The following is a 24572-nucleotide window of genomic DNA, read 5'->3' as shown; positions in this document are numbered from 1 at the left end:
TTTTCGAACAATACGTCGCGCAAAATGATGCTTCTTTTCGATATTTTGTTACGTTTTCTTTTGCGATTGACCAAAACCTGCCATGTTCGCGTATCCCTTAACAATGGCTTCGCGGTCCGAATGGCCCAAAACAGCGTTGACGTCTTCAAATCCTTGAGGACTTCGCTTTTCAACCTCATCGATGACTCGCTCAGGACCGCCAATCCGGTTGGTGCGTACGATTTCGGCAGTCTTGGGCAATCTTTCCTTCTCATACCGATAGAGCGCCTCACGCGGGTGTTCGGAAATTGCGAGCAGATCGGCCAGACAACGGGCATCAAGGATCGCTTGCGCGGCACCATTCGACCCAACCGGATACATCGGGTGCGCTGCATCGCCCAAGAGTGTCACGCGGCCATGGGTCCAACGCGGCAGCGGATCACGATCAGCCATCGGATATTCGAAGATTGTACCACTCGCCCTCACCAGAGCTTCGAGATCAATACCGGGTACGTTGAACCGTTTTGCGTAGGGCAGGACTTTGGAGAGTGGTGCCGTCCTGGACCAGCTTTCCGGCGGTGGCGGTGACACACTCGGGTCCGCTATGCGAATGTTCACAACCCAGTTCATCAATTGACGACCATCCTTGGCTGGCGCGATGGGGTACAACACCAGTTTGCCTCCCAATCCGCCGGCGATAACCATGGTTTGCCCATCTTCCCAAACCGGCCATTCGGTCGCACCACGCCACATAACGACACCGGGCCAGCTTGGCGGACCTTCATCGGGATAGAACCGGCTGCGGCCCACACTGTGAATGCCATCCGCGCATATCAGCACCTCGGATCGCAAGGTGCGCGAGGACAACCCATCGCGCGAGGAGGAAAAATGTGCAGTGACTCCGCCTTCGTTCTGCACGAAGCCGGTCAAGCGCAAACCCGTTTCTACCGATTGTGGCCCCAACCGTTCAATGACCGCGTCAAACAGCAGTTTCTGCAACCGTCCGCGATGAATGGAAAACTGCGGGTGCGCATGCCCGGCATGAGTGCCGCGTAACTCGCGCCACACTTCCTGGCCCGAACGGGTCAGATAGCGCAATTCTCGGGTGCGCAGACCCACTTCGTCCAATCGAGCCAACAGGCCAAGTTCTGAAAGCTCGGCAATCGAGTGCGGCAAGGTGTTGATGCCCACACCCACCTCGCGCACTTCGGATGCTTGTTCAACCACGGTGGCGTTGATGCCCCGCTTGTGAAGCATCAGTGCCGTGGCAAGCCCGCCGATCCCCGCGCCTGCGATTAGAACGGTCAAGCTTTGTCTCCTGTGTCAGGGGGTGGCAAGAAGTCGATGGCATGTGCCGCGGAAACCGCAACCACTTCTGCCGGGTCAGCTTCAGGTCCCATATTGTGCAAGGCCCAAAACAGATCATAGAGCCGCAAGGACGGGGTCACCCAAAACAGCGTTTTGATTGTGCTGTCAGACTTATTGAAGATTCCGTGCGGAATGCCGCGCGGGAGTTTGACCAAATCGCCCGGCTCTCCCACAGCCTCCTCGCCGTTCAGCAAAAAGTCAAACCTGCCTTCAAGAATGTACAAGAATTCATCCTGATCAGGATGAATATGAGGTGGCACAAATGTCCCCGGCGGTAGAGTGGCATGCCACGAAAAACTGCTATCCGTCAGTTGTTTGGGTACATATGTCTGGCCCAAAATATTCCACCTAATGTTCTCAAGGCTGTCTTGGGATTTGACAATTCCCGCTTCCATGTCGGTCATTGTTTGTTTCCTTCTATCGGAGCGCGCCACTACTGGAATCAGTGATCAACGTATTGTTTTTTCTTGACCACATTGGTGATGTGATCTCGGCTGCTGTCAATGTTGCATCACGCCGGATGATCAGGCTCAAGCGCTTGGTATTCAGCGAAATTTGACTGAAGAAAAAACCGGTACTCCTCCTCCCGGCTATAGCTAACGAACGGCTATTCATGCGGCCAGATTTCGGGATTAAGCGGCGGTTTGGTTTTGGTTTTCATGAATTCGCATCCGCTCGAAAGGTTACCAGAGCATCAGCGCGATCACCAATCTTACCGAAAACCGCCAAGATAATTGCAGGCGTAGCAATCTTTCCCTGCGGAAATACCTCAAACACGTGCGGCTCAGGGACCGTTCGGTAGCAAGAGAAAGCCATAGATTTTAGCCAAAGCCGCAACCCGCTTACTCTTGCTATTCAATTGCAAATCAACGGGGTAACCGACTTTGATCTGGTCTTCACAGAACCAGAAGCCGAGCGTTGCGTCGTGTACAAAAAAGCTTGGGTTTTTATACAGTAGGTGATTGCGCCAGCAGATGCGCCTTTTGAATGACTCCTCTCGCCTTTTTTGGCATCAAGCGGTTGCCCACCTTCCCGCTCCTACATGCAGCCTGCGAGAGCTGTCGACAGATTCCGGATCAGCTGAGGATATAGCCCCGGACCTGGCTCCAGATCAGAACCAAGTGGATCAAGAATGCCTGTCTGTGCTTCTGTGCCATCGAGAACAGTTTTTACGAGGCCAGGATTGAACTGAGGTTCGGACAGAACGCAATCGATGCCCTCCTCTGCGATCCGCTCTTGTATTCCTGCAATCCGCGCCGGGCTTGGATCAGATGCGTCGCCAATCGAAATTGCGCCCGATGCCGAAAAATCAAAATCCTTTTCGAAATATTGGTAAGCATCGTGGAACACGATGAACCGGCCATCACGCACCGGGTCAAGCGTTGAAGCTACCTCGCCAATCAAGGTTTCGATTTCGCTGCGTCCGGCGGCGGCATTGGCAAAATATGCGCCTGCATTGTCAGGGTCGGCTGCGGAAAGTTGACCCGCAATCACGTTCAGCCAAGTCATCGCATTTTGCGGTGATAACCAGGCGTGCGGATCATGCGCGCCATGGTCATGGCCCTCGTGCCCTGCCTCTTCATCACCGTGGTCGTCATGTTCTTCGTGACCTTCCGCATCATGACCTTCTTCGGCGTGTTCATCATGGTCCTTATGGTCATCGTCATGGTCGTCATCATGGCCATCGTCGTCAGCATGATCCTCGTGATCGTGTGCCTCGAACAATGCATTTTCCCGGAACTCCAGCTCTATGGTTCCGTCCGTCTCCAGCAATGTCGTGACCGCTGCATTTGGAGCCAACGTTGCAATCGTATCTTCAAGCCATGGTGTCAGGTCGGGCCCGATCCAGAACATCAGCTCGGCATTTTGCAGTGCTGCCGCCTCGGAAGGGCGCAGGCTGTATTCATGTGGGCTTGCACCGGATTGAATGATTAATTCCGGGGTTCCCACACCTTCCATCACCCGTGCGACCAATGAATGCACAGGCGCGATATCACTGGCAACCTGCGGTGCTTCTGCGAATGCGGCACCTCCCATCAAAGTGGCCGCCCATGAGAGGGTAAGAAGCTTTCTGGACATCGAGGTCTCCATGTGATTTTATAACATTACAAGTCGGATAAACGAAATGTAATAACATGACAAGCGACTCCCCTTCTAAAGAATCCGCTGGCGGACCTCTCGGGTTCACGCACCATGATCATGGTGCCTGTGTCAGTGACACGCTTTCTGCGGCCGAAGCACGTTGTGCCGCGGACGGTCTTCGGTTTACGCCTGTGCGCCGCAGAGTGTTGGAGATATTGCTGCAAGATCACCGAGCTCTTGGCGCCTATGCGATTCTGGACCGGCTGCGTGAGGGTGGGTTTGGCTCGCAACCACCTGTTGCATATCGCGCATTAGACTTTCTGGTGGCGAATGGGCTGGCTCATAAAATCGAACGGTTGAACGCTTTCATCGCCTGCGTCCATCCCAGCCACGCCCACTCGCCTGCTTTCATGATCTGTCGTTTGTGCGACGCAGTTGCAGAAGCACAGTCTTCTCCAGCACGCGGAGCGCTGGGTGAAGCCGCTCGGGCCACCGGCTTTCGGATAGAGCGCACTGTCGTTGAGGCCGAGGGTATTTGTCCCGCTTGTGCCGACAAGGCTGACGCATGAGCCTGGTGCACGTAGAGAACCTGAGCGTCCGCTATGGCGCAAGAACCGTTTTGTCGGGCGTATCGCTAAACGTTGCCCCTGGTGAGATCGTTACGATTGTCGGTCCAAATGGGTCAGGGAAAACCAGCCTGTTGCGGGCGATCATCGGTGCAGTAAAGCCGTTCAAGGGCCGCGTCGAACGGGGAAGCAATGTTAAAACTGGCTATGTGCCACAGAAACTGCACGTAGATGAAACACTACCGATAACGGTTGCAAGGTTCCTGAAATTGCCGGGCGGCGTTACAGCTGTGGACATCGAGCAGGCGTTGTCACAGGCCGGGGTGCCCAATTTATCCATGGCGCAGCTGTCGCAACTCTCCGGCGGGCAATTCCAGCGGGTCTTGCTGGCGCGTGCATTGATTGGAAAACCTGATCTGTTGTTGTTGGACGAAGCCACGCAGGGGTTGGACCAACGTGGCTCCGCATCGTTCTACCAGCAAATCGAACAGGTGAGAAAAGACACGGGCTGCGCCGTGCTCATGATCAGCCACGAATTACATGTGGTGATGAGCGCCTCTGATCGCGTGATATGTCTCAACGGTCACGTATGCTGCGAAGGCACTCCCGCCGTCGTTGCCTCGGCACCGGAGTACCGAGCATTGTTTGGGACCGGCACGGGCGGCGCTCTTGCTCTTTACCGCCATGAACATGATCACGGTCACGATTTTGGCGCACACGATCACGACCACACAGAGGCCGCTGAATAATGCTGGATGACTTTATGGTGCGGGCCACCTTGGCTGGAATCGGCGTGGCAATTGCCGCCGCTCCCTTAGGGTGTTTCGTAGTCTGGCGGCGCATGGCCTACTTTGGCGATGCCACTGCGCATGCGGCCATCCTCGGCGTTGCCTTGTCGCTGGCCTTCTCAATGTCGATCTTTATCGGAACCATAGCAGTGGCACTGCTGATGGCATTGACCGTCAGCATCTTGTCTGGCCGGGGATATGCGATGGACACACTGCTGGGGGTCTTGGCACATTCCGCCCTGGCTTTTGGACTTGTTGCTGTGTCGTTCATCTCCGGTGTGCGTATCGACCTGATGGCCTATCTCTTTGGCGACATCCTTGCCGTGTCACGGGTAGACCTCATCGTCATTTGGGGCGGCGCCGCCCTTGTGGTCGCTTTGATTAGCTGGCGCTGGTCGGCTTTGCTCACCGCAACTTTGAATGAAGATCTGGCTTATTCAAGCGGGATCGACCCGAAGCGGGAACAGCTGGTTTTGACACTGGCCCTTGCCATCACTGTTGCAGTTGCGATCAAAGTCGTCGGGGTTCTACTCATCGCCGCAATGCTCATCATTCCCGCCGCAGCTTCACGTCCTTTGTCCCGTACGCCTGAGGGTATGGCCGTCGCAGCGGGCGTAATCGGGATATTGTCTGCTATCGTTGGTCTTCGCGCGGCTTACGTGTTTGATACGCCAGCAGGCCCATCAATCGTGTGTATTGCCGCAATAGCTTTTCTCTTATCCAGCATGATCCGTAGCTTTGTTGTACAGCGGTAAGGCCACGGCTTTCGCTCCAAACCGATTTTTCAAGCAAAACAGACGCGAAAAGTGGATCATACGATCCCTTGTTGCGGAGAAGGCCTGGCCTCTGAATGACGTGCATTTGGCCAACTTCTGACGATTGAGGAGCGAGGCTCAGCGTGTTGGCCACTGTTTCGGCTTTCAAGTGGCCGCAAAGCCTCCATGCTTGGAAGAAGCAGACTTTGTCCTCGCGGGTCGTGAGGAGATAGAACCGAACGATGACGCAAACGTACGCAAGAGATCGCAGATGAGCGCGCTACGCAAAGCGTCAGTCATCCGGGGACAGATCGAGATCTTGAAACAGGGCAGGCATTGTCGGATCAAACGGCAAAGCAACCGGGGTGACCAACTCGTAGGATTTGCGCCCTTGATGTAGGTTCTTGGCTGGATCAGGCATCTTTCCGCGAGTATTATCCCAAGATTTGGCACGCTCCGCTTGTTTTTTGTCGAGCAGCAGCGATCCTCTGCTCTGTCCCTAAAATCCTGACTTTCTTTCCACAAATACTGGTGTGCGAAAGTCAGACGCTGAAATTCCAACTTGCCTTTTTCGAAGACAATGGCGCGGTTCTATCCGAATAGCCATCTTTGACGCTAAAGAGAAATTTATGAACACGACAATATATTATTCATTACCAGTTGCTTAGGATGCTTGATAGCACACCCGGAAAGTTGCTTTTTTAGGCATTGGGAAGAATGCCGGGATTCGTATCTCCAATTGCAATGAGGGTCCAGATCATCCAACTCTGGGATGGGCACGTGTTCCGTCTGACAAGCCGATACAAAGTACGATTTCGTCTGCGCGCGGGGCGTCGGGCACCCAGACTGTCATCGTGTCGATGTGATTAAACGACCAAGGCTCGTCCTTGTGGCCTAGTGGCATATCAATGCTAGCGGACAATGCTCCGACCTTGTGGTTGGACGGCATCAGGGACTTGCCACCCCCTACGGCTGCGCGCACGGGTTTGCCAAGCGATGGGTGCAAAACGGCAGCGCCATGCTCCATCACACCTGAGGCTCCGATAAGGGCTGCTTTACCGTAGCATACGGGCGGCCGATCCAGCATTGTCACCAGCTCCACTGACAAGGACTGACCAAGCTGCGCCCCAAAATCGAACAGCGCTGACAGGTCCGTTTGATTGACGCCTGCGAAGGGATTCTTGACAACTGCTATCGCCGCGACGCGGGTAATCGGATCACACGTCAAACCCATCTCTTCTGTTGTGATGACCTCTTTCGTGAAAACGGTTTTTCGCACGTCCATGATCAGACTTTCCTTTCAAGTCCCGCGCGTGGCAAATCCTTGATGTATTGAAATGCAACGCCAAGCGGGATCACTGCGGCAAAGAGGAAGATGGCCAACCACAAAACACTTTTAGCGTTTCCCGTTGCATCGAGGATCGCTCCAGCAGCGGGCGGTGTCACCAACATGATTGCATAGTAAACTGTAAAGAAAACCCCCATGCCAAAGGCCCGGACCTGAGGCCGCATCGCCTGCCCTGCCATCGCCATGATCACCCCGGCGGGAGCCATGCCGATCAATCCAAAAAGAACGCTTGCACCAACGCCGACCCCAGGTAGGCCAAGCAGCAACAGCGCGGAAATGGCCCCGCCCATGCAAATCGTCAACACAAGATTGCGCCCACCGAAGCGATCCACGATCTGTCCGCACAAAGCCCCAGATATAATCATGATCCAGCTCCCGATACTGATAATACCAGCTGCGGCTAAGCTGGATTGGCCTAAACCTTCAAGAACCTTGGGCCCGAAGGACAGATACGTGACATAAGCCGAATTGAATACGCCCCAGGCCGTGGCGGCACAGAGCACCAGACGCCATTCCTGACCCGTCATTGCGGCTTTGTTCCCAACTTCCGATTGCGGTAGATCATGTGGGGGTCGGTAGAATGTAACCACTGCCAAAGCTGAGACCAGGCAGTAGACAGAAGCCACCTGAAATGGGACTTGCCAGCCATAAGCCTGCGCAAGCCAGGCATGGCTGACCTGACCCAGGGCAATCCCAAAGGGCCAGCTCATAACAAGAACGCTCATGGCGGTCGCGATCTCGTGGCCCTCAAACCAGTCTGCGGCCATTTTGGTGAAATACAGCGTAGAGAAAAGAAATCCGACTCCGGCGAATATACGGCCCATTCCAATGACCCAGCTTTCAGTTGCCAGGGACGACACGACCCCACCCAGAGCCAGTGCGCCCAGCCCTGACGCAACCATAATTCGGTCCGAAACGTAACGCCCCCAATAGCCGGCGGGCACAGCAAGAAGTAAACCGGGCGCCATAAAGAGCCCGATCATCAAACCAATCCCGGCGTAATCCATCCCAAAGGCAACAACCAGTTCGTCGCCGACTGAAGCGACCGTTTGAAATTGAAACCCAATTCCGATGCGTGCCAGAAACAACAGGCAGAGAATGCGCCAGCGCATTTACGCCCAGCCAAGTCCACGCAGCGCATGCACGTCATTCCAGATCTTGGTCATGTGGCTGATCTTGTCACCGTCGAACTGCATCACGTAGGCATAATCAGAGACCACAGATTTGCCCGTTGGTGCCACAGGCCCGCCCGGACCGGTCTGTGTCCCGTGAAATTCGGCAGCGGCAACGATCGTGCCCCGCTCGTCGTCTGCCGCAAAGGCCGTTAACTTGTAGCGACCGTCCGGCACAGGCGTCAAAAGACCCTTCATCCAGTCGGCATATGAGGCAAGTGTTATTGTATCGGCCAGTGCCTCCGCCTGACATGAAAAGGTTGCATCCTCAACGCACCAGGATTTGCAGATCTCCCATCCTTTGCCAGTTTCACAGGCTTCGAAAAAAGCAGTTGCTATGTCTACATTCGTCATATCATTGTCCCTTTTTTTAAGTGGCTCGACACCAAAAATCCGCTGGCGCAAACGCGCGAAACCCTCTTTTCAGCGTGGCACACAGTGCCCCCCGGCGGCATCGTCCAGATGTATCAGTTGATGTGGTAAGCATGTGGTATCGCGGCTATGTTCGCCAGGGTGCAGCGGAGAACGCGATGATGGAGCAGGCAAAAGAGGCGCTCAGTAACCGAGAGTTTGAGGTTGCGACCGTTTACGTGGACGGTCAGAATTACAAAGAAATCGCGCGAGCGCTAGGGATCGCCCCCTCGACCGTTCGCACCCACCTTCGAACGGTTTATCGAAAGCTGGGTGTCACTTCGCGCACAGAGTTGACGCAAGCGCTGGATGCGCAAGTGGGAACAGCATCGACAACACCGCGCAATGATCAGGATCTGATTGCCGAACTTTCGCTGGAGCTTGACGAGGCTTTGCGGCGCGAACGCATCCTGGCTCGTGTGTTGCGGATAATTAGTCAACAGGGTCAAAGCCTTGACGCCGTGATCAGCGCAGTTTTGGATCACGCATTGGAGATATGCGATGCGGAATTCGGCATTCTGTTCGAGTATCAAGGCGATTTGCGTTTCCGCGCGAAGCAATCGCGCAACATCACACCAGAATTTGGCAAATGGCTGAAAGAAAGGGATATTTTCGCCGTCGACCCTGACACAGGTCTGGGTCGCCTGGCAACGGGTTTGACAACGGTCAACATCGCTGACGTGCGTGGCGAGAATATCTATCAGGAAGGCGCGCCTTTGCGGATTGCCACCGCAGATCTGGGAAAAGCGCGGTCTTTTGTGGCTATTCCGATAATGTGGGGCGAAAGATTGCTGGGTGCTTTGACGGTTTACCGAACGCGGGTACATCCTTTCAATGGTCGCAAGCTCGAACTTGCGCAGCTGTTCGCAGATCAAGCAGCCATAGCAATTGAAAATGCGAGCAACGAACGCCTTTTCGAACTGAATTCTGAAAACAGGCGTTTTCCGAGAGCATCAAACCACAAAAGCGAATTGGCATTTCTTGCCATCTTACCCTTTCGGGCTGTCGATCAGGACGATGCAAAACTTCGAACGGTCGGGCGAAGACTGGCATCCTCGATATCGATTGAACTTGCCAGCAGCCCGCTTTTCCGCGTGATCGACCAGGCATCGAGTTTCTCACAAAAGACTTCTAACATGAGCCCAATGGAAACTGCCGAACTCTTGGGCGCTCGTCTTGTCTTGTCGGGTTCAATACGCGGCCTGCCCGACGGCGGATACAGAATTGCACCGACGTTGCACGAGGCGGGACGCCCTGCACCAATATGGAACGAGCTGTTCACTTCACCCGATGGCAGTACCAACGCCTTGTTCGAAAGCTTGCTTGCCAGCCTTTGTGCGACCATTGGAACCGGCGTAGAACGTCGCCTGTTGGACGCCGCAAAAACCCGCAGATCGAGTAACCCGTCCGCAATGGATCATTTCCTTGAGGGTCTCGAGCTGCATCACCTACATGGACCGGATAGCTTTCTAGCGGCCCGCCACCATTTTGAGTCCGCGCTTGGCCTAGATCCAGATTTCGCGCGAGCCCAAGCGGCGCAGGCGATCACATTTGTGCGGGAATGGTTTTGGGACAGTGAAAATCTGGGCTTGCTCAATACGGCTGAAAAACATGCTCGAACGGCGGTGACACTTGCGCCTCAGGACTCCTGGTCGCAGACCGTTTGGGGAGTGGTCGCGCTCTATAGTCGACGACATACAGAAGCTGAGGCCAGCTTTGAAACAGCTTTGGACGGTGCACCCTACGACTACTATGTCGTCTCGCGAGCTGCATTGGGGAAATTTTATTCAGGAGAGTTCGACGCCGCCATCCAACTCTTTCAACGTGCGATCAAACTCGATCCGCTTCATGCCGACCGTCAACGAGGGATGCTGGGACATGCGTATTTCCACGCTGGCCAATACGATTTGGCGATTTCTAACCTGAAAGGGATTGAAGAGCCTTTGAGTTGGGAATTAGCCTGGCTCACCTGCTGTCAGGCGATCAAAGGCGATGCAGAACAATGCGCCACCGCTGAGAGATACCGCGCAAGCATTCAATCATCGTCCATGCGATACAAGGCCAGAAACAGACCGTTTCAGCATGACGCCGACACAAAGAGGTTGGAAGCAGCCATGCAGAAAGCGGGTATCTTTTACGACTGAGCTCGGGCCTTTGATCAAATGTTCAGATGGCCAATTGTGCTTTCGCGATCTGAATATTTCGTTGCGTTGGAAGCCAAACCGAGACTTGTGGGCGGCATTTTCGCAGCTTTTGGACGCTGGCCTCAAATGGTTCCGCAAGCCGGGCTACAACAAAAGAGGCCAAGTCCTTAGAACTCTACGATCGGTTAGACAAAGACCAGAGCAGCGCCACCTGAGAAGTTCAAAAATCTTTGCAAACAACCATTCCCAAAAGTTTGGCGATCGGCGCTTCCTTGATTGACATCAACACTCCGAGATAAGCCCGGAAATTAGTGGGCATTTTTCTGGAATAGTCTGCGTGTACGACTGCTCAGGTGATTTTCCGGCGGGCACGATGGCGCATAATGCCCAGTCCGCAAAAGGCCATTGCAAGCATCCAAGCGGAGGCAGGCAGGGGAACAGGAGCGGGCGTCGGCGAAAGAACCTCGTAGCGTAGCCCAGCGGCAGTGCCTTTCTGAAAACCGGCCCAATAACTGTGATCTAACGCGAAAGTTCCATCGCTTTCCAGCGACCAAATCCCTTCACTGCCGATGGGTAGCAAATTGAGGAAAGCACTCTGCTCAAGGTCTCCCTTGAGTTCAGTATCTAACCAAGCCGTGATGAAGTGTTGTGCGACATTATTCATGAACACATGATCTGTCCAAACCGGATCAGTATAGTGTTCCGACACATTGAAATCCAAACCCGCGTTGAAATAGAAACTTTCTTCTGGTGCCGGAATTGGGGCCGCAGTATTGTGACTTCCTTGCTCAAACGTCAGCAGCGCGCGTTCCGCGTTTGCAATACCCTCCCAGATCTTCCGGAATCCCGTTTCATACTGAGAAACCGTGTCGTTCGAACCGCCAATCAGGAGCATCGGGATGTCTATTCCCGCCAGTCCTTCTTCGTCCCACACTCCGAATTGTTGGCCCCAAGGCGCGATCGCCACCGTGGTCTTAATCCGGGGATCAACCAGCGCTTTGTGTTCCGGGCTACCGGCTTGATGAATGCCAAGTGTCCCGTGTGGCGCGAAGCCAGCGTTGGCAATGCCCTCTGTGACACCGCCACCGGACGTGATCACCGCACCGTATCCGCCCATCGAATAGCCCAGTAAGCCGGTATTGTCGGCATCGATCAACCCGGCAAAATCGGACCCGCTGTCGGCGTTGAGTTGCGCCATTTGCTCAACAACAAAGACCTGATCAAGGGATCGATTCACGAGCGTCGAGCCAAAGGCCGCCTGATCACGATACGTTGAGTCGGTGTGATCAATTGACGCCACCACGTAGCCTTTGGACGCGATATTTTCCGCGAGGTGCGACATCAAGAACCGGTTGCCCGGATATCCATGACTCATCACGACGAGCGGGAACGGATCGTCAGAAGTGGCCACGGGGACCGCATCGCGGACCGCGCGCCCCTCAAGGGTCACTTTGGTTGTCCCGTCTCGAATGTAAGCCTGCAAAGACGTGTCACCCGTCGAACCAGGCGCAGCCGGATACCACATTTCTACGGTCAACGGTCGGTCGTATGTCGGCAAGATGTCAGGCTTTTCCGCGAGTCCACCCAGCGTCAGAATATCGACTTGATCTGGATTGATCAGATCGATCTGACGCACACCTACTGCCAGGTTTCCATAGCCCGAAAGCGCCGGAGCATCTGGCGATTGTCCATCGATTCTGTTCTGGGCCGTCAAAGGCGTTGAAACGATCAAAGCAAGCGTTGCAGCCGTCGGTATCAAAATGCGCATGTCGGTTTGTCCCCCCAAGATTACTTACAAGTTTAGACTTGGCCATCGGGAAAAGTATAGTGTTTTGAGACCGAGTTCGTACTCGGACGCGCTTTGCGCCAAATTTGCCATTTAAGTTTTCCAAGCCACGTTATGTCCGGTCTCGAGCTCAACTGACGTCAGGAAATTCGAATGAGCGCAGATTTCCGTTTTTCCAAAGAATATCCATTGATAAAATGACCGGATGCATCACCCGTGACAGGTTTTATAGCGGAATGCCGGGATCAATTTGCATGGAGCAGTTTCTAGGAACATTGAGATCACTTACATCACAGGGACTCCTACCCCGAGGTCCTGATGTGCATCATTTCACGCGCGACGTTAGTCATCACGCGAACCACTTCAAGTGAGACAAAGCCAATGAGACGCACCCCCAGGTTCTCGGTTATGCTTGCGGTTTTCGACATTGTTGGCTTCAATGTTTCAGTATCGAGTAGAACGACATAGACAAACAGACAGTGACCAATGATGGGCACTTTGATCGTCAAGAAACACGCCCCTCAATTTCGTTCTGACAGCGAGTGCATTAGGTTGGCGAAAGTGCCTTCGACTTCGTGTAGTTAATGTGAAGCCAAAAACGCATTCCCTCCTGCAAATCACAAAGCAAGGTAACCACCGAAATCATTCGCCGCATCACAAGAGTTTGACGCGGCTTCGAGATTCAAGTCAGCACCTTGGCGCAGACATTCAAAGGCTTTCTGCTACTTGCCCCTTACAGCCTGCACATGCGTAAGGCATTAAAATCAAGCCTGCTGCGGCTCTTTGTTTAGGTAGGCGTTGATCTATTCGCGCAGATCATCAAAACCGGGGCTCCCAACACACCCGTGAGACTCGGGCCCTTGATCAGAAGGTCCTCAATACGCTCGACGCAGGACGGATGGGTCCTGAGAACCAGAATTAGGTTGCACTACAGCACCTGCTCGTCGAGATCATACGTAATGGACTCCACAGTGATCCCCTTTCTATCGAACAAGCCCAACAATGCGTTTCGAACTTCTGATCGCATTTTTGCATTTCGGGCGACGACGCCTGGGCATTTGGTTCGTTGGGTGATCGGTGCTCGAGATCGAGAGCGTTTAAAGCTTGTCACCCGACAATTGTGACTATTCCATAGTCGTCCCGCGGGATTCACGTGGCGTTAACTTGCTGGCCGTTAACTCTGTTCATGCTAAAAACGATGTCTTTGATTTTGCCTGTAATTATTCCTTCTTGGCGATTCTTCAAGACAATTGAACCTTCGCCGAGAGTGCAGTGGACGATGCTATCTGATCGCTGCACAGCGCCAGTCGTTTGGCAAGAGTTTCGGCCACGTCCATTCACAGTCGCACCGCTCAAGATAGTTTTTCGACTATTTTGGAACCCAGACCGGAACGAAGAGTTATTCGTCGTCAGTTGTGCAGAACGAATCCAGCAGCACCCCGCGGCGCACAGTATAAATGAAATCAGACGGCGAATTCAGTTCGACATTGAGCAAATGCAAATTGATTCAGGGGACGCGTTTTTTCAATTCCGATTGGTTTTTGTACATCGCGAACAGACGAACTTGGTACAGGAAGTTGTTTTTGTCTCGGATGCATTTCCAATTTTGGCATCCAAGACATGATGACGTTGGAATTGGCATTGCGGGCGACTGAAGTCCTTCTTGCTGCGGCTTTGTTGCAGCAAAGCGCCGAGCACATTTTTGGGTCGCAAGATACGCGGCTATTGTTCATACCCCGTGCCGTATTGAGCTTAGTGCTTTTGACGGGACTTTACAGCAATTGGGTGCTGCTGGCGCTGTCTGTACATAGCCTGCTGATCTTGCACCGCTATCAAGGGCCATACAACGGCGGCAGTGATCGAATGGGTTTGTTGATCTTGTATTGCCTTTGTTTGTCACGCTGGTTGCCGGACGGCATCAGCACGGAGGCCGCGTTTGGCTATTTGGCGGTGCAGGTCATTTTGTCGTATTTCATCTCTGGACAGGTAAAGATCGTCAATACCGAGTGGCGCAATGGGCGCGCCTTGCAGGACGTGTTCAGTTTTTCGACCTATCCGGTAAGCGAGTCTCTACGCGCACTGGCTGACCGTCCTCGCCTTCTTTGGTCCGCGTCTTGGGCAGTGATGCTGTTTGAAGTCCTATTTCCTCTAAGCATTCTGAATTCCACCGTTTTGATATTGGCGCTCATCGCAGCAGCCGCGTTTCATGTGGCCAATGCTTGGCTGTTTGGATTAAATCGTTTCGTGTGGTTCTGGATCGCCGCCTATCCTTCGATTCTATGGCTACAAACTCGCTTAATCCCTAACGCTTGATGTGAGGCACGCCGTGCCGTGTGCGATCCAAAGCACAGTACTGGGCCCGTCGCGTTTTCTGCGGAACCCAGTGCTCGTTTAAGCCACCTCCCGTTGGAACCCCATCGGATTTTTCCAGCCGAGGCGATTGGTGGGCGCGTGCATTATTAAAGCCGTATACGTGTTCGAAGATCGCTGTATCTCCTTGTCGGCGTGTTTCCCGTGTAAAGGTGTCTGAGGAGATCGAAGAACGGGCCTCAGTGCTACTTACAAAACTCGAAAGCGGGCGCGCTTCGAGACTTCAGCGAGCACCCGGGTACCAGTTGCGGGATGGAAGGCAAACCCACTGTTGATTGGCCCCGAAATTTTTCAGCCCGGTCGATTTCGCGAACAATTGCGTATCTCGACGCATACCTGCAGATTGTCAAAGATTGGGTCACATCACCTAGTTTTTAGGTAAATGCGGGGACACTCGACCCTGAACCCGTTCGTCTGCTTAGAGACTATCAAGCACCCCCCCGAAATAAGGAGAAGCCCCAGGGTGTGAATTTGAAAGGCAAGTGAAAGTGCTCGTTCACTCGCTCAATGCCAAATTGGAACACCGCATCCTCAACGAAAGCCGGATCGGGCACTTCCGTGCCGCTTTGGCGGTAATATTCGCCGACACCGAAAGTCACTTTGTACATCCCACGGGTTACTCCTAAGCCCTCTGACACCGGATGGATGAAGTGGCCGTCTGAGGCGCACGCTCCACTGGCAATCTCGACCGGATCAGGGTCCAGACGCATGAGGCCCACCGCGAGGCCGCGGGCCGGAATACCGCGCGCAACATCCACGGCATGGATAGATATGCCGCCCGCTGCGGCGTTCACGGTAGTCTTTGTCATTGTCCCAACTCGAATTCAGGTCCATTGAAGACCGTTTCCACCTCAAGCTGCCTCGCGGCGATCATTTCGGCGGATGCATTGACCTCTTCCCGAACAACTTCAGGAACATCCGGCGCGCAGGTCAACTCTACCGCGTTTTGTGCGAGTCCCAGGTCTTCGATCTGGTCGGGGCATCGCCCGGCCAGCAGATTTATCACAGCGCGCTCGACACCCAGATCTATCCTGGCCACCGCCGATGCAACAAAAACGTCCGCATCCACGGCGCACCAATCCGTGGCGTTACCGATCTGGCGCATGCCAGTTGCCTGGCACGCGTCGATCGCGCCGTCCCGTGCCGCGTTGAGCATTGTAAACAGAATGTCCGCCCCGGTATCCGCAATGCCCCTTGCCCATCTGTCCGTGGTCTCATTGTCGTCCTGTGTACCACAGAACCCCGTGACAAGCCGGATGTTTTCGTCGACATGGCGTAGACCCGAAGAAAAGGCGGCACGCCCCTTGAGACCCGGACTGACACGATGACCTGAAAGGTGACCGACGACACCGCTTTGGGTCAGCCTCGCCGCCGCCACCCCCGCGAGAAACGCCGATTGCTCCTGGAGCACGTCATAGCTGGCGAGGTTGGCGCCGGTGACGTTTCCTTGGACGACCGCGAAGCTTCGGTCTGGAAAAGATGCTGCGACCGGCGGTGTGATGCCGTTGCCCTGACCGCCAATGAAAATGACGCCATCCGCGCGGGCTGCGCTGGTTTCAAGCGCCGTGGTCATTGCATTTGGCTGGTAAGACACCCCGCTGACGATCTCAATCTCTGCAGCGCCCGCCGCGCGCATCCGTTCGACACCCTCGAGGGCGCATTGGTTGAAACCGCGATCATGTACTTCGCCTACAAACAGGACGGCAATCTTCACAGGTTCGGTCCCTTGGGATGCGGCGCGCTATCAGCGCACCGCGATCCGCCGAATTCATCCATTGACCTTTGCCGCCTTGATGAGTGGTTCCCATGTTGAAATGGTTCCCTCCACAAAAGCGGTAAACTCTTCGGCGCTCATCGGCGTATGAGCGATTCCGAACTGTGCGAGTTGTTCGACGACGGCGTCAAGCTGCATGATCTCTGCTACCGTTTCGTTGATCGTCTCCACCATCTGAGGGTCCATGCCTGCTGGGCCTGACAGCCCCGTCCAATTCTCGATGACGATGTCATGCCCGAGTTCACGGAAGGTCGGAATTTCAGGAAAGATCGGAGACCTTTCAGGGGCGGCAAGTGCGATGGGCTGCGTTTCGCCTTCGGTGATCAAGTCGCGGTTGAGTGCAACCATGTCATAGTAGGCTTCGAGCACGCCTGCCCGGAAATCCTGGATGGCCGGCGCGCTGCCTTGGTAGGGCACGTGAATCTGCTCGATATCAAGCTCAATGTCCACAGCCTTACCGAGGATGTGCGTGATAGACCCGACGCCAGAAGAGCCGTAGGTGATACCGTTGCCTTTGGCGGCGTCGATGTATTGCTCGATGCTGGTAATTCCAGAGGCCGGCTGAACGAATAAGGCGGGTGTCGATGCGCCAAGGTAAGCGATATGGCTGAAGTCAGCCATCGGATCGTATGGCAGGTCTTCGAATTGCGTCGGTGCGATGGTAAAAGGCGCATTGTTGCCAAGGATCAGCGTTGTGCCGTCCGGAGCCTGCTCAGCCACGAAATCGGCCGCGACCGTGCCGCCAGCGCCCGGCCGATTGTCGACCACCGCCTTCTGTCCATATTCGCTCTCGAAATACTGTGCGAGAACGCGCGCGATGAGGTCGCTTGTTCCGCCCGGCGGGAAGGTAACGACAATGCGAACTGGCTCATCTGTCCATTTCCCGGGCTCGGCTTGTAACGGAGCGGCAAGAAGAAGCGTGGCTGCACCAAGTGCGAGGAAGTGTTTCATGGTTTGTATTTTCCTTGTCTGGAGGTTGGATGGACTTACGGCTCTGATGCGATGTGCACTTTTTTTTGCGCACGCCGCTGTTTTGCGGCCGAGTAAATGGCGTAGCTGAGAAGCAGGAAAGTAATTGCAATCAACGTGCCGCTGATCGGACGGGTCAGGAAAACGCTCGGGTCACCCCGAGATAGCAGCATGGCGCGGCGCAATTGTTCTTCCATCATCGGTCCCAGCACAAAGCCGATCAGAAAGGGCGCGGGCTCAAACCGGAACAGGCGCATCAGATAGCCAACCCAGCCAAAAGCGAGCGTCAGCCACACATCGAAGACGTTGTTGTTGATCGAGTAGACGCCGACGCAGATCAGCACGATGATGGTCGGGTACATGTAGCGGTAAGGAATTTTCAGCAACCGCACCCATAGCCCGATGAGTGGGATGTTGAGAATGAGGAGCAGGACGTTCCCGATCAGGAAACTCGCCACCAGCCCCCAGAAGAGATCAGCGTGCTCCACCAGAAGCCTGGGACCCGGCACGATACCATACATCATCAGTGCCCCGATCACGAGCGCCATCGAAGCACTACCCGGTACGCCCAGGGTGAGCGTGGGAATAAAAGCCGTCTGGGTGGCTGAATTGTTGGCCGCCTCTGGGACTGCGACACCTTCGATGGCGCCTTTGCCGAAAGTCGCACGATTTGGCGAAATCTTCTTTTCGACCGCATAGGCAACGGCAGAGGCGACGGTCTGACCGGTGCCCGGCAGCGCACCAAAGAAACTGCCGATGCCAGATCCCCGCATGATCGGCGCAAAAATGGCCTTCCATTCTTGCCGCGACGGATAGAACTTGGAGTAGTCAATTTCGTTCTGGTGCGCGCCGCTGGCATTGGCACGGATCGACACGATCAGTTCACCCACGCCGAACAGGCCCATGGCAACGATCACCAGATGCACGCCGTCGCGCATCTCAGGAATGCCCATGGTAAAGCGCTCTGCGCCCGTCGTGATGTCCACGCCCACTGTGCCAAGCATCAGGCCCGCGACGACCATCGCGATGCCCTTGACAGGGTTTCCGTTCGATACGGCGGAGGCTGCCACAAGACCCAACAAGATCACCGCGAAGTATTCGGTAGGTCCGAAATTCAAAGCAAGCTCCGCGAGACTTGGCGCAAGTACAGCCATCACAATCATTCCCACGATACCGCCGCCAAAAGAGGCGATCGCGCTGGCAAAAAGCGCAACCCCTGCGCGTCCCTCACGGGCCATCGGATAGCCATCGATGCAGGTAATGGACGAGGAGGGCGTCCCAGGTATGTTCATGAGGATCGATGCGATCGAGCCACCATATTCCGCCCCGTAATAGACGCCAGCAATCATCACCAAAGCCGATGTGGGTTCAAGATAGAACGTCAAAGGCAAGATCATTGAGATGGCAGCAAGTGAGCCTATGCCAGGCAGAACGCCGATGAACGTCCCCAGAAACACGCCGATGAAACAGTAAAGCAAATTCTCTGGCTGAAGCGCGACCAGCAATCCATTTCCAAACCCCGTCAGAATCTCCATCTTTACAGGCTCACAAACGCGTCGAACGGCAAGCCGATCAGACCGATGAAAAGCACCCAACAAGCCAGCGACACTCCAACGCCCAAGGCAAGCTTTCCAACGAAACGGAGCGAGGGGTCGGGAACGCTCGCCGTGATGGTGGTCAGAAACACACCGGGCACCAGACCAATCCGGCCCACGGTCAGAGCAAAGACCGCCAGAGCCGCTCCTATCGCGGCAAACGATATCCAGTCGGGCCGTTCAGCGTCCGACGTGTCGCGCAGATCGGCAGTGATGATGGCAAGAGAAAGCACCGCAAGCGTGAACCCAGTGATGACCGGAAAAGCACCGGTGCCGAGACGGCGTAAGGACCCGACACCCAGATCGAACCCGCCACCAATGAACACCATACTCAGCGCCAGAAGTCCGGCCCCTCCAAGCGCGCCAACGTAAGCGTGAGGCGGACGCGCGGTTTGACCTTTTTGACGCAGGCGCAAAAGGAGGGCTCTCATGTTCCGGCCCGTCCTTTGTTTGCGACCGGCGTACAAGTGGTATCAGACGAGCCGCCCATCTTTGGCGCGGTGCCTGCCAACTTGGCAAGCCGGGCCTGCATAACGGAAACGACTTCTCCCAGTGCGCGGACCAATTCTTCATCCGGATCTGCCGCGATCCTGTTTTCGAACTGGGCGATGACTGCAGAAGTGTCAGCTTGCGCATGCAGGGCAATGATAAAAGGATACCCGTGCTGCCGCAGGTAACGCCGGTTAAGGTTAAACAGGCGCTCTGACAGCTGAGGATTGGGTTGAAGCAAGAGAAGCCGACCCTGCTCATCTTGCGATGCATGCGTCATGCCGGTCGGGTCAGACGGCGACAACTCAGGATGCGCGCACAGCAATTGGACGGCTTCATCGTGGGACAGGTGACGCACTTCGGCTTCCAACCACGCGGCCAGATGGTCGGCATCGCGAAACGGTCGCGCAGCCGCCGCGCGATGGGCAAACCAGGGAGAACGCTCGACGACTCGGTCCATCATCGCTGCAGCCTGACTGTCCGCCGCCCTGTTCAAGGCACTGATTGAGAAAGAAGGCGGCGCGGTGTCTTTCATACATTTCTCCGAGTGGTCCCGTGGATGCTACCCTCGTTTGATCGTTGCCATCTATTTCAAAAGAATCCATGCTGCATACGCAAAAAGGCAATGCTGTAGGGAGACCGAATGCCGCTTCATCTTCTGCCGAGAAGCCTTAACTATCTCGAAGCCGTCGCTCGGGTTGGGTCGGTACAGGCTGCCTCGCGCCAGCTCGGGATCGCTGCATCTGCGATTGACCGCCAGATCATCGCGATGGAGGACGTATGTCAGACACCACTGTTTGAAAGGCATGCACGCGGTATGCGGCTCACCTCGGCCGGTGAAACGGTGGTGCTGCTCGCAAGGCGATGGCGCGCAGATGAGGCACGCCTTGAAGAAGAATTGCGCATCATGCGCGGAGAGCAATTCGGCACCGTGCGTCTGGGGGCCATGGACAGCCTCGCCAATTCGATCCTTCCGGATTTGATAGAGACTTTCGCAGAGCGCTATGCGCGCATCAGGTTTTCAGTGGACATCATGACACCAAAGGAGGTTGCGCATGAACTCGAGATCGGAAGCATCGACCTCGCCTTGGCCTTCAACCTGCCGACCGATAAGTCGCGCCATACCCTATGGTCTGCGCCCTTGCCCTTCGGGTGCGTCGTCGGCGCAGGCCATCCGCTTTGGGGGGCGGAGCGGACGACACTTAGCGAGGCGGCGAAACATCCGCTGGCGGTGCAAAGTCGCGTATTACCAGTGCGCGGATATCTCGACGAACGCTACAGCTGGCTCTTTGATCAGACCGAGCCGACACTGGTGACCAATTCCTTGCAGTTTCTCAAACAGACACTCATCGGTGGTTCGTATCTCGCGATCACATCGCAGCTTGACGCCTTGCGAGAGCTAGAAGATGGCAGTTTGTTCTTTGTGCCGTTAGTGGACAAGAACTTGCGACCCCAAACGATCAGCGTTGTTGTGGACGCCCGCCGCCCGCTACCACGTGCTGCGCGTCTGGTCGGAGAAGCGCTGTCGGAAATGCTACCGGCAAGACTGTCTAGGGTCGGCCTTTCAATGACTTGCGATTGATCCGCCGCTCATTCGCGTTCCTGAGACCAGATCCTGTTTTACAATTGTAACACCACTACGTTCTGAGGGCATTAAGCTGTTCGGATCTGCACGATGGAACCTTGCGCCTCTTGGGCAAGTGGCGTGGGCAGTTGGCAACATTTTTGTAACCAACGACAACACAGTTTCCATCCACCATCCTAGATCGAGGATATTCAGCCAGGCACGATCGGCCCATATGTATGTCCGGGATGTGTTCGCAGATGGCTTGGCATGTTCTCGGAAGACGATCATATGTTTTCGGCCAGTTTACGGTAAAGCAGGCCGTGGTCTTTTCGGGATTGGTGGAGTTCTTCTTCTGAAGTATAGCGACGATCACACTGTCTTCTGTGGCAAAGTCCTTGTCGCCAAAGACACCTTCTGCCATGGCCCACGCGACCGTCGCCTCGAGCATTTAGCGCAGTAAGTAGCTCGCGCGGAAACGATACTGGCGGTTCTTGAAAAAGATCTACTGACCCGGGGTGCGATTTGTCACATCGAGGCGACAGAAACAACGGTATGCAAGGTTCAGATGGACCTCTTTGCAGATCTGCTACTCTGATCGCAAACCGAAGTATTGTCTCTTCAGCAACACACGTATCAACAGTTCGGGTTAGGCTGATGGACGATCGGTGCGGCCCTTGATATCACCAGACGCTGGCGAATGGCGCTCAGACCGAAGACGTGATCAATCAACCGAAATAGCCGACCTTGCGGAACATAAGATCCGGCATTCCAGCTGTCGATCAGGCAGTGGTGGCGATCCGTTTTTTGAATGTGCCGCGTAACAACTTACTACCACAACCAAGCGGAAAGATCCGTTTGCATGCTCCTTTGCAATCATAGGGTGTAGAAAGCAATCATAGGGTGTAGGAAGAGTGTCCTTCCGGCGACACCAACCCCTGTAATTGCTTTGGCAGGGCTGGTCACACTACACAAATTCATGTCAGATTAAGCTGTATTTAGAAGGTTGTTTAGGGGGGACGCGCGATGACGTGCGATGATATTTATGAGCTGCTTTCCGACGAATTGGGCATTGAGACTGACGACATTGAGCCCGCCACTTTACTTTTTAGCGAAGGGATTGTTGACAGTTTCGCGCTGGTTACGATGATGATGTTCGTGGAAGAACGCGCGGGCATACGGATCAGCCCAACGGACGTCAATCTCGACAATTTCGACAGTATCAACCGGATCCTCGCTTTTGCGCAACGCGAGAGCGCGTGATGGCTCCGTTGCTTGAAGCTGCGAATACCTTTGGCACGCCTCTTTATGTTTATAATCTGGATATGGTGCAAAAGCGGCTGAGTATTCTCTCCGATCTTTTTGGCAATCGGTTCGGCATCAGCTACGCGATAAAGGCAAATCCAAACCCAACGCTTCTAGCCGCGCTTCAGGCTGGGCTATCGACTTTCGACGCCTCCTCTTTTGCGGAGGTAATCGCGGCGATAGACGCGGGCATGCCCGCAAAGCAAGTCACCTTTTCGGGTCCCGCCAAGCGCGAAGCCGAGATTAAAGGAGCGATCGTGGCGGGTGTGGGCGAATTGGTAGTGGAAAGTCTGACCGAAGCCAAACGCGCCAGCAGTATTGCCAAAGAACGCGGTGTAAATCAAAACATTCTCGTGCGAATTAACCCGTTGAAATTACCACGTAAATTTGGCGCTTCTATGGGTGCCACGGCCAGCCAGTTTGGCATCGATGAGGAAGATCTCGCGCGTGATTTGCCAATTATCCGCGATTATCCAAACCTCAACCTCATTGGCTTTCATATCTATTCGGGCACCAATTGCCTTGTGCCCGAAGCCATTGCCGAAAACTTCGCCATCTTCGCGGACATCTTTCGCGCCGCGCAGGAGATCACCGGCGTCAAACCCAAAAGGCTCGTCTTCGGCTCAGGTTTCGGCATCCCCTATCTGCCAGGTGAAGACGCACTCGACCACGCCGCCCTGCCAGCCCTGATCAACCCAATCATTGACGATCTGCTGGACGGTGAGGCCTTCAACGAAACGAAATGCAATCTTGAGCTTGGTCGCTGGCTGGTTGGGCCCGCCGGCTGGCTTCTGACCCGCGTGATATCCGAAAAGCATTCGCGCGGCGTAGAGGTACGAACCTGCGACGCGGGTTTCAATGCCCATCTGGCCGCCTGCGGAATGATGGGGTCAGTCATCCGCCGCAACTGGGATTTCGAAAATCTATCAAATGCGAAAGGACAGACAGGGCGCTATATGCTGACGGGGCCGCTTTGCACCTCAATCGACCGTCTTGCAATGGATATTGAACTGCCAAAGGTTAGCATTGCGGACGTTCTTTCCATCGCATCTTCAGGGGCTTACGGGTATTCAGCTTCGCCCCGAGGATTCATTTCGCATCCCGAGCCGCGCGAAGTGGTGATCGAAAACGGTCAGTTGCGCGATGCGACACCGCCTCTTGCAAGGATCGCGGCGGAGTTAGTGCTGTGACGAAACGTGTTCTGATCCTTGGCTTCCCCCGCTCGGGCACAACACTTCTGGCAAAGCTCCTTGCGGCGCACACGGATGTCTCCTGCCCACCCGAAACACATCTTTACAGCGCCGCTGCGCGCTTCCTGCACGAACAGACAGACGTCGAAGGCCCTCCGATCGGTGTGCTGACGGGGCTTGGATTTCTCGACATCGAGGCTGAAGAAGTCATGCAGCCATTACGCAGGATGGTTTTTGACTTCCACGACCGTATTGCCGATGGCGCACCTGTGCAGATCGACCAGACTGCCGTTGATATCTTTCATCTCGAAACGCTCGAAAAACTTTTGAAAGGGCACGCGTATTTCATATGCCTCACGCGAAACCCACTTGACGTGATCGCATCCAACAAGGAGCTCACTGACGTCCTTGGAGCGCCTCTGAGCGATCTGGCAAAAGCCGCGAGTGGGTCCTCGTCGCCGTATATGGGCGTAGCGCAAGCCTGGGCCGAGCGACAGTGTGCACTTGACACTTTTGCTGAACGCAATGCGGAAGCCTGCCATTGCCTGCGCTACGAAGACCTGACGGGTGATCCCGATACCACACTTGCAGCGCTTTTTGACTTTCTGGGGCTGACCGGTGAGCCGCAGGAAACGGTGCGCTGCGCCTTTGACGTAGACTCTGGCGGTGCAACAGGCCTTGGCGATTTCCGCATTCACACGACTGCGGGTCTTAGGCCACCTGATCCAAATGGCTGGCGCAAACGACTTCCTCGGGCCGCCGCTTCCCGGCTATTGCCCGTGGTGGCGCCACTGATGGAAGCCCATGGCTACAAGGTGCCCAAAATGCCTGCGCTCCCAGACCGTGACACTGCGATCCGGCAATTCCGTATGGCTGCCGAGATGAAACGCCGGAGCGCCGGCCGGGACGATACCTGA

At 55.0% G+C, this 24572-nt stretch carries 24 protein-coding genes; 9 read left to right on the top strand and 15 right to left on the bottom strand.

What is annotated here, in order from left to right; translation table 11 throughout:
* Nucleotides 1–48 precede the first annotated feature (48 nt).
* The 3 genes from AB8B75_RS11785 to AB8B75_RS11775 form a co-directional block, all read right to left on the bottom strand.
* Nucleotides 49–1287 (bottom strand): flavin-dependent oxidoreductase, encoded by a 1239-nt coding sequence (locus AB8B75_RS11785; RefSeq protein WP_405362467.1) that lies wholly within the window; start codon nt 1285–1287, stop codon nt 49–51.
* Nucleotides 1284–1751, bottom strand: a complete 468-nt coding sequence (locus AB8B75_RS11780) for a cupin domain-containing protein (RefSeq protein ID WP_405362465.1) — start codon at nt 1749–1751, stop codon at nt 1284–1286. Before AB8B75_RS11780 ends, AB8B75_RS11785 begins: the two co-directional genes overlap by 4 nt.
* Before the next feature lie 634 nt (nt 1752–2385).
* Nucleotides 2386–3426, bottom strand: a complete 1041-nt coding sequence (locus AB8B75_RS11775) for a zinc ABC transporter substrate-binding protein (protein ID WP_405362463.1) — start codon at nt 3424–3426, stop codon at nt 2386–2388.
* Between the two features lie 56 nt (nt 3427–3482).
* On the opposite strand from AB8B75_RS11775, the gene AB8B75_RS11770 reads away from it, so the two are divergent.
* Genes AB8B75_RS11770 through AB8B75_RS11760 form a run of 3 tightly spaced genes read left to right on the top strand, consistent with a single transcriptional unit; the run spans nt 3483 to nt 5538 of the window.
* Nucleotides 3483–3998 (top strand): Fur family transcriptional regulator, encoded by a 516-nt coding sequence (locus AB8B75_RS11770; RefSeq protein ID WP_405362461.1) that lies wholly within the window; start codon nt 3483–3485, stop codon nt 3996–3998.
* Nucleotides 3995–4744: an ATP-binding cassette domain-containing protein gene (locus tag AB8B75_RS11765; RefSeq protein WP_405362459.1), complete on the top strand. Its 750-nt coding sequence runs from the start codon at nt 3995–3997 to the stop codon at nt 4742–4744. Before AB8B75_RS11770 ends, AB8B75_RS11765 begins: the two co-directional genes overlap by 4 nt.
* A complete protein-coding gene (locus AB8B75_RS11760; protein ID WP_405362457.1) occupies nt 4744–5538 on the top strand; it encodes a metal ABC transporter permease in 795 nt (264 codons plus the stop codon). The genes AB8B75_RS11765 and AB8B75_RS11760 overlap by 1 nt, the downstream gene beginning before the upstream one ends.
* A 292-nt stretch (nt 5539–5830) precedes the next feature.
* Here AB8B75_RS11760 and AB8B75_RS11755 read toward each other — a convergent pair whose 3' ends face one another.
* From AB8B75_RS11755 to AB8B75_RS11740, 4 genes are all read right to left on the bottom strand, one after another.
* A complete protein-coding gene (locus AB8B75_RS11755; protein ID WP_405362455.1) occupies nt 5831–5959 on the bottom strand; it encodes a hypothetical protein in 129 nt (42 codons plus the stop codon).
* A gap of 336 nt (nt 5960–6295) precedes the next feature.
* Nucleotides 6296–6823, bottom strand: a complete 528-nt coding sequence (locus tag AB8B75_RS11750; protein ID WP_405362453.1) for an amino acid synthesis family protein — start codon at nt 6821–6823, stop codon at nt 6296–6298.
* Nucleotides 6824–6825: 2 nt separating this feature from the next.
* Complete coding sequence (locus AB8B75_RS11745; protein WP_405362451.1) at nt 6826–7998, bottom strand: CynX/NimT family MFS transporter; 1173 nt, start codon at nt 7996–7998, stop codon at nt 6826–6828.
* Complete coding sequence (locus tag AB8B75_RS11740; protein ID WP_405362449.1) at nt 7999–8412, bottom strand: ester cyclase; 414 nt, start codon at nt 8410–8412, stop codon at nt 7999–8001.
* A 176-nt stretch (nt 8413–8588) separates the two neighbouring features.
* Between AB8B75_RS11740 and AB8B75_RS11735 the strand changes: the two genes are divergently transcribed.
* Complete coding sequence (locus AB8B75_RS11735; RefSeq protein ID WP_405362447.1) at nt 8589–10613, top strand: LuxR C-terminal-related transcriptional regulator; 2025 nt, start codon at nt 8589–8591, stop codon at nt 10611–10613.
* A 349-nt stretch (nt 10614–10962) separates the two neighbouring features.
* On the opposite strand, the gene AB8B75_RS11730 is transcribed toward AB8B75_RS11735, so the two are convergent.
* Complete coding sequence (locus tag AB8B75_RS11730) at nt 10963–12381, bottom strand: VPLPA-CTERM sorting domain-containing protein (protein ID WP_405362445.1); 1419 nt, start codon at nt 12379–12381, stop codon at nt 10963–10965.
* 320 nt (nt 12382–12701) lie between these two features.
* Complete coding sequence (locus AB8B75_RS11725) at nt 12702–12908, bottom strand: hypothetical protein (RefSeq protein WP_405362444.1); 207 nt, start codon at nt 12906–12908, stop codon at nt 12702–12704.
* A gap of 1111 nt (nt 12909–14019) precedes the next feature.
* Between AB8B75_RS11725 and AB8B75_RS11720 the strand changes: the two genes are divergently transcribed.
* Entirely contained in the window at nt 14020–14712 is a 693-nt protein-coding gene (locus AB8B75_RS11720; protein ID WP_405362442.1) for an HTTM domain-containing protein, read from the top strand.
* 485 nt (nt 14713–15197) lie between these two features.
* Here AB8B75_RS11720 and AB8B75_RS11715 read toward each other — a convergent pair whose 3' ends face one another.
* From AB8B75_RS11715 to AB8B75_RS11690, 6 genes are read right to left on the bottom strand one after another with little or no spacing between them, the layout of a single operon-like run.
* Nucleotides 15198–15578 carry a hydroxyisourate hydrolase gene (locus tag AB8B75_RS11715; RefSeq protein ID WP_405362441.1) on the bottom strand — a complete coding sequence of 127 codons (381 nt, stop codon included), beginning with the start codon at nt 15576–15578 and terminating at the stop codon, nt 15198–15200.
* Nucleotides 15575–16483, bottom strand: a complete 909-nt coding sequence (locus AB8B75_RS11710; protein ID WP_405362439.1) for a BMP family protein — start codon at nt 16481–16483, stop codon at nt 15575–15577. The genes AB8B75_RS11715 and AB8B75_RS11710 overlap by 4 nt, the downstream gene beginning before the upstream one ends.
* Nucleotides 16484–16537: 54 nt before the next feature.
* Complete coding sequence (locus AB8B75_RS11705) at nt 16538–17494, bottom strand: Bug family tripartite tricarboxylate transporter substrate binding protein (protein ID WP_405362437.1); 957 nt, start codon at nt 17492–17494, stop codon at nt 16538–16540.
* Nucleotides 17495–17529: 35 nt separating this feature from the next.
* Complete coding sequence (locus AB8B75_RS11700) at nt 17530–19047, bottom strand: tripartite tricarboxylate transporter permease (RefSeq protein WP_405362436.1); 1518 nt, start codon at nt 19045–19047, stop codon at nt 17530–17532.
* A 2-nt stretch (nt 19048–19049) separates the two neighbouring features.
* A complete protein-coding gene (locus AB8B75_RS11695; RefSeq protein WP_405362434.1) occupies nt 19050–19538 on the bottom strand; it encodes a tripartite tricarboxylate transporter TctB family protein in 489 nt (162 codons plus the stop codon).
* On the bottom strand, nt 19535–20131 hold the full coding sequence (locus AB8B75_RS11690) for a 2-oxo-4-hydroxy-4-carboxy-5-ureidoimidazoline decarboxylase (RefSeq protein WP_405362432.1): 597 nt from the start codon (nt 20129–20131) through the stop codon (nt 19535–19537). The genes AB8B75_RS11695 and AB8B75_RS11690 overlap by 4 nt, the downstream gene beginning before the upstream one ends.
* A gap of 108 nt (nt 20132–20239) precedes the next feature.
* On the opposite strand from AB8B75_RS11690, the gene AB8B75_RS11685 reads away from it, so the two are divergent.
* The 4 genes from AB8B75_RS11685 to AB8B75_RS11670 all read left to right on the top strand — a co-directional run bounded on the left by AB8B75_RS11685 (nt 20240) and on the right by AB8B75_RS11670 (nt 24572).
* The gene (locus tag AB8B75_RS11685) at nt 20240–21178 is read left to right on the top strand and encodes a LysR family transcriptional regulator (RefSeq protein WP_405362430.1); all 939 of its coding nucleotides are present in this window, start codon (nt 20240–20242) and stop codon (nt 21176–21178) included.
* Nucleotides 21179–22186: 1008 nt separating this feature from the next.
* A complete protein-coding gene (locus tag AB8B75_RS11680) occupies nt 22187–22423 on the top strand; it encodes an acyl carrier protein (protein ID WP_405362429.1) in 237 nt (78 codons plus the stop codon).
* The gene (locus tag AB8B75_RS11675; protein WP_405362427.1) at nt 22423–23655 is read left to right on the top strand and encodes a type III PLP-dependent enzyme; all 1233 of its coding nucleotides are present in this window, start codon (nt 22423–22425) and stop codon (nt 23653–23655) included. The genes AB8B75_RS11680 and AB8B75_RS11675 overlap by 1 nt, the downstream gene beginning before the upstream one ends.
* Nucleotides 23652–24572 carry a sulfotransferase family protein gene (locus AB8B75_RS11670; RefSeq protein WP_405362426.1) on the top strand — a complete coding sequence of 307 codons (921 nt, stop codon included), beginning with the start codon at nt 23652–23654 and terminating at the stop codon, nt 24570–24572. Before AB8B75_RS11675 ends, AB8B75_RS11670 begins: the two co-directional genes overlap by 4 nt.

This window comes from Roseobacter sp., assembly GCF_045106495.1.
Classification (GTDB): domain Bacteria; phylum Pseudomonadota; class Alphaproteobacteria; order Rhodobacterales; family Rhodobacteraceae; genus Roseobacter.
The sequence above is the reverse complement of the archived record's forward strand: the minus strand, read 5'-3'. Positions and strand labels throughout refer to the sequence as shown.

What these genes read in the sequence shown, in the direction of transcription:
- AB8B75_RS11780 (WP_405362465.1), bottom strand. Translation starts at nt 1,751, where the DNA reads ATGACCGACATGGAAGCGGGAATTGTCAAATCCCAAGACAGCCTTGAG.
- AB8B75_RS11775 (WP_405362463.1), bottom strand. Translation starts at nt 3,426, where the DNA reads ATGTCCAGAAAGCTTCTTACCCTCTCATGGGCGGCCACTTTGATGGGA.
- AB8B75_RS11770 (WP_405362461.1), top strand. Translation starts at nt 3,483, where the DNA reads ATGACAAGCGACTCCCCTTCTAAAGAATCCGCTGGCGGACCTCTCGGG.
- AB8B75_RS11765 (WP_405362459.1), top strand. Translation starts at nt 3,995, where the DNA reads ATGAGCCTGGTGCACGTAGAGAACCTGAGCGTCCGCTATGGCGCAAGA.
- AB8B75_RS11760 (WP_405362457.1), top strand. Translation starts at nt 4,744, where the DNA reads ATGCTGGATGACTTTATGGTGCGGGCCACCTTGGCTGGAATCGGCGTG.
- AB8B75_RS11755 (WP_405362455.1), bottom strand. Translation starts at nt 5,959, where the DNA reads ATGCCTGATCCAGCCAAGAACCTACATCAAGGGCGCAAATCCTACGAG.
- AB8B75_RS11750 (WP_405362453.1), bottom strand. Translation starts at nt 6,823, where the DNA reads ATGGACGTGCGAAAAACCGTTTTCACGAAAGAGGTCATCACAACAGAA.
- AB8B75_RS11745 (WP_405362451.1), bottom strand. Translation starts at nt 7,998, where the DNA reads ATGCGCTGGCGCATTCTCTGCCTGTTGTTTCTGGCACGCATCGGAATT.
- AB8B75_RS11740 (WP_405362449.1), bottom strand. Translation starts at nt 8,412, where the DNA reads ATGACGAATGTAGACATAGCAACTGCTTTTTTCGAAGCCTGTGAAACT.
- AB8B75_RS11735 (WP_405362447.1), top strand. Translation starts at nt 8,589, where the DNA reads ATGATGGAGCAGGCAAAAGAGGCGCTCAGTAACCGAGAGTTTGAGGTT.
- AB8B75_RS11730 (WP_405362445.1), bottom strand. Translation starts at nt 12,381, where the DNA reads ATGCGCATTTTGATACCGACGGCTGCAACGCTTGCTTTGATCGTTTCA.
- AB8B75_RS11720 (WP_405362442.1), top strand. Translation starts at nt 14,020, where the DNA reads ATGATGACGTTGGAATTGGCATTGCGGGCGACTGAAGTCCTTCTTGCT.
- AB8B75_RS11715 (WP_405362441.1), bottom strand. Translation starts at nt 15,578, where the DNA reads ATGACAAAGACTACCGTGAACGCCGCAGCGGGCGGCATATCTATCCAT.
- AB8B75_RS11705 (WP_405362437.1), bottom strand. Translation starts at nt 17,494, where the DNA reads ATGAAACACTTCCTCGCACTTGGTGCAGCCACGCTTCTTCTTGCCGCT.
- AB8B75_RS11700 (WP_405362436.1), bottom strand. Translation starts at nt 19,047, where the DNA reads ATGGAGATTCTGACGGGGTTTGGAAATGGATTGCTGGTCGCGCTTCAG.
- AB8B75_RS11695 (WP_405362434.1), bottom strand. Translation starts at nt 19,538, where the DNA reads ATGAGAGCCCTCCTTTTGCGCCTGCGTCAAAAAGGTCAAACCGCGCGT.
- AB8B75_RS11690 (WP_405362432.1), bottom strand. Translation starts at nt 20,131, where the DNA reads ATGAAAGACACCGCGCCGCCTTCTTTCTCAATCAGTGCCTTGAACAGG.
- AB8B75_RS11685 (WP_405362430.1), top strand. Translation starts at nt 20,240, where the DNA reads ATGCCGCTTCATCTTCTGCCGAGAAGCCTTAACTATCTCGAAGCCGTC.
- AB8B75_RS11680 (WP_405362429.1), top strand. Translation starts at nt 22,187, where the DNA reads ATGACGTGCGATGATATTTATGAGCTGCTTTCCGACGAATTGGGCATT.
- AB8B75_RS11675 (WP_405362427.1), top strand. Translation starts at nt 22,423, where the DNA reads ATGGCTCCGTTGCTTGAAGCTGCGAATACCTTTGGCACGCCTCTTTAT.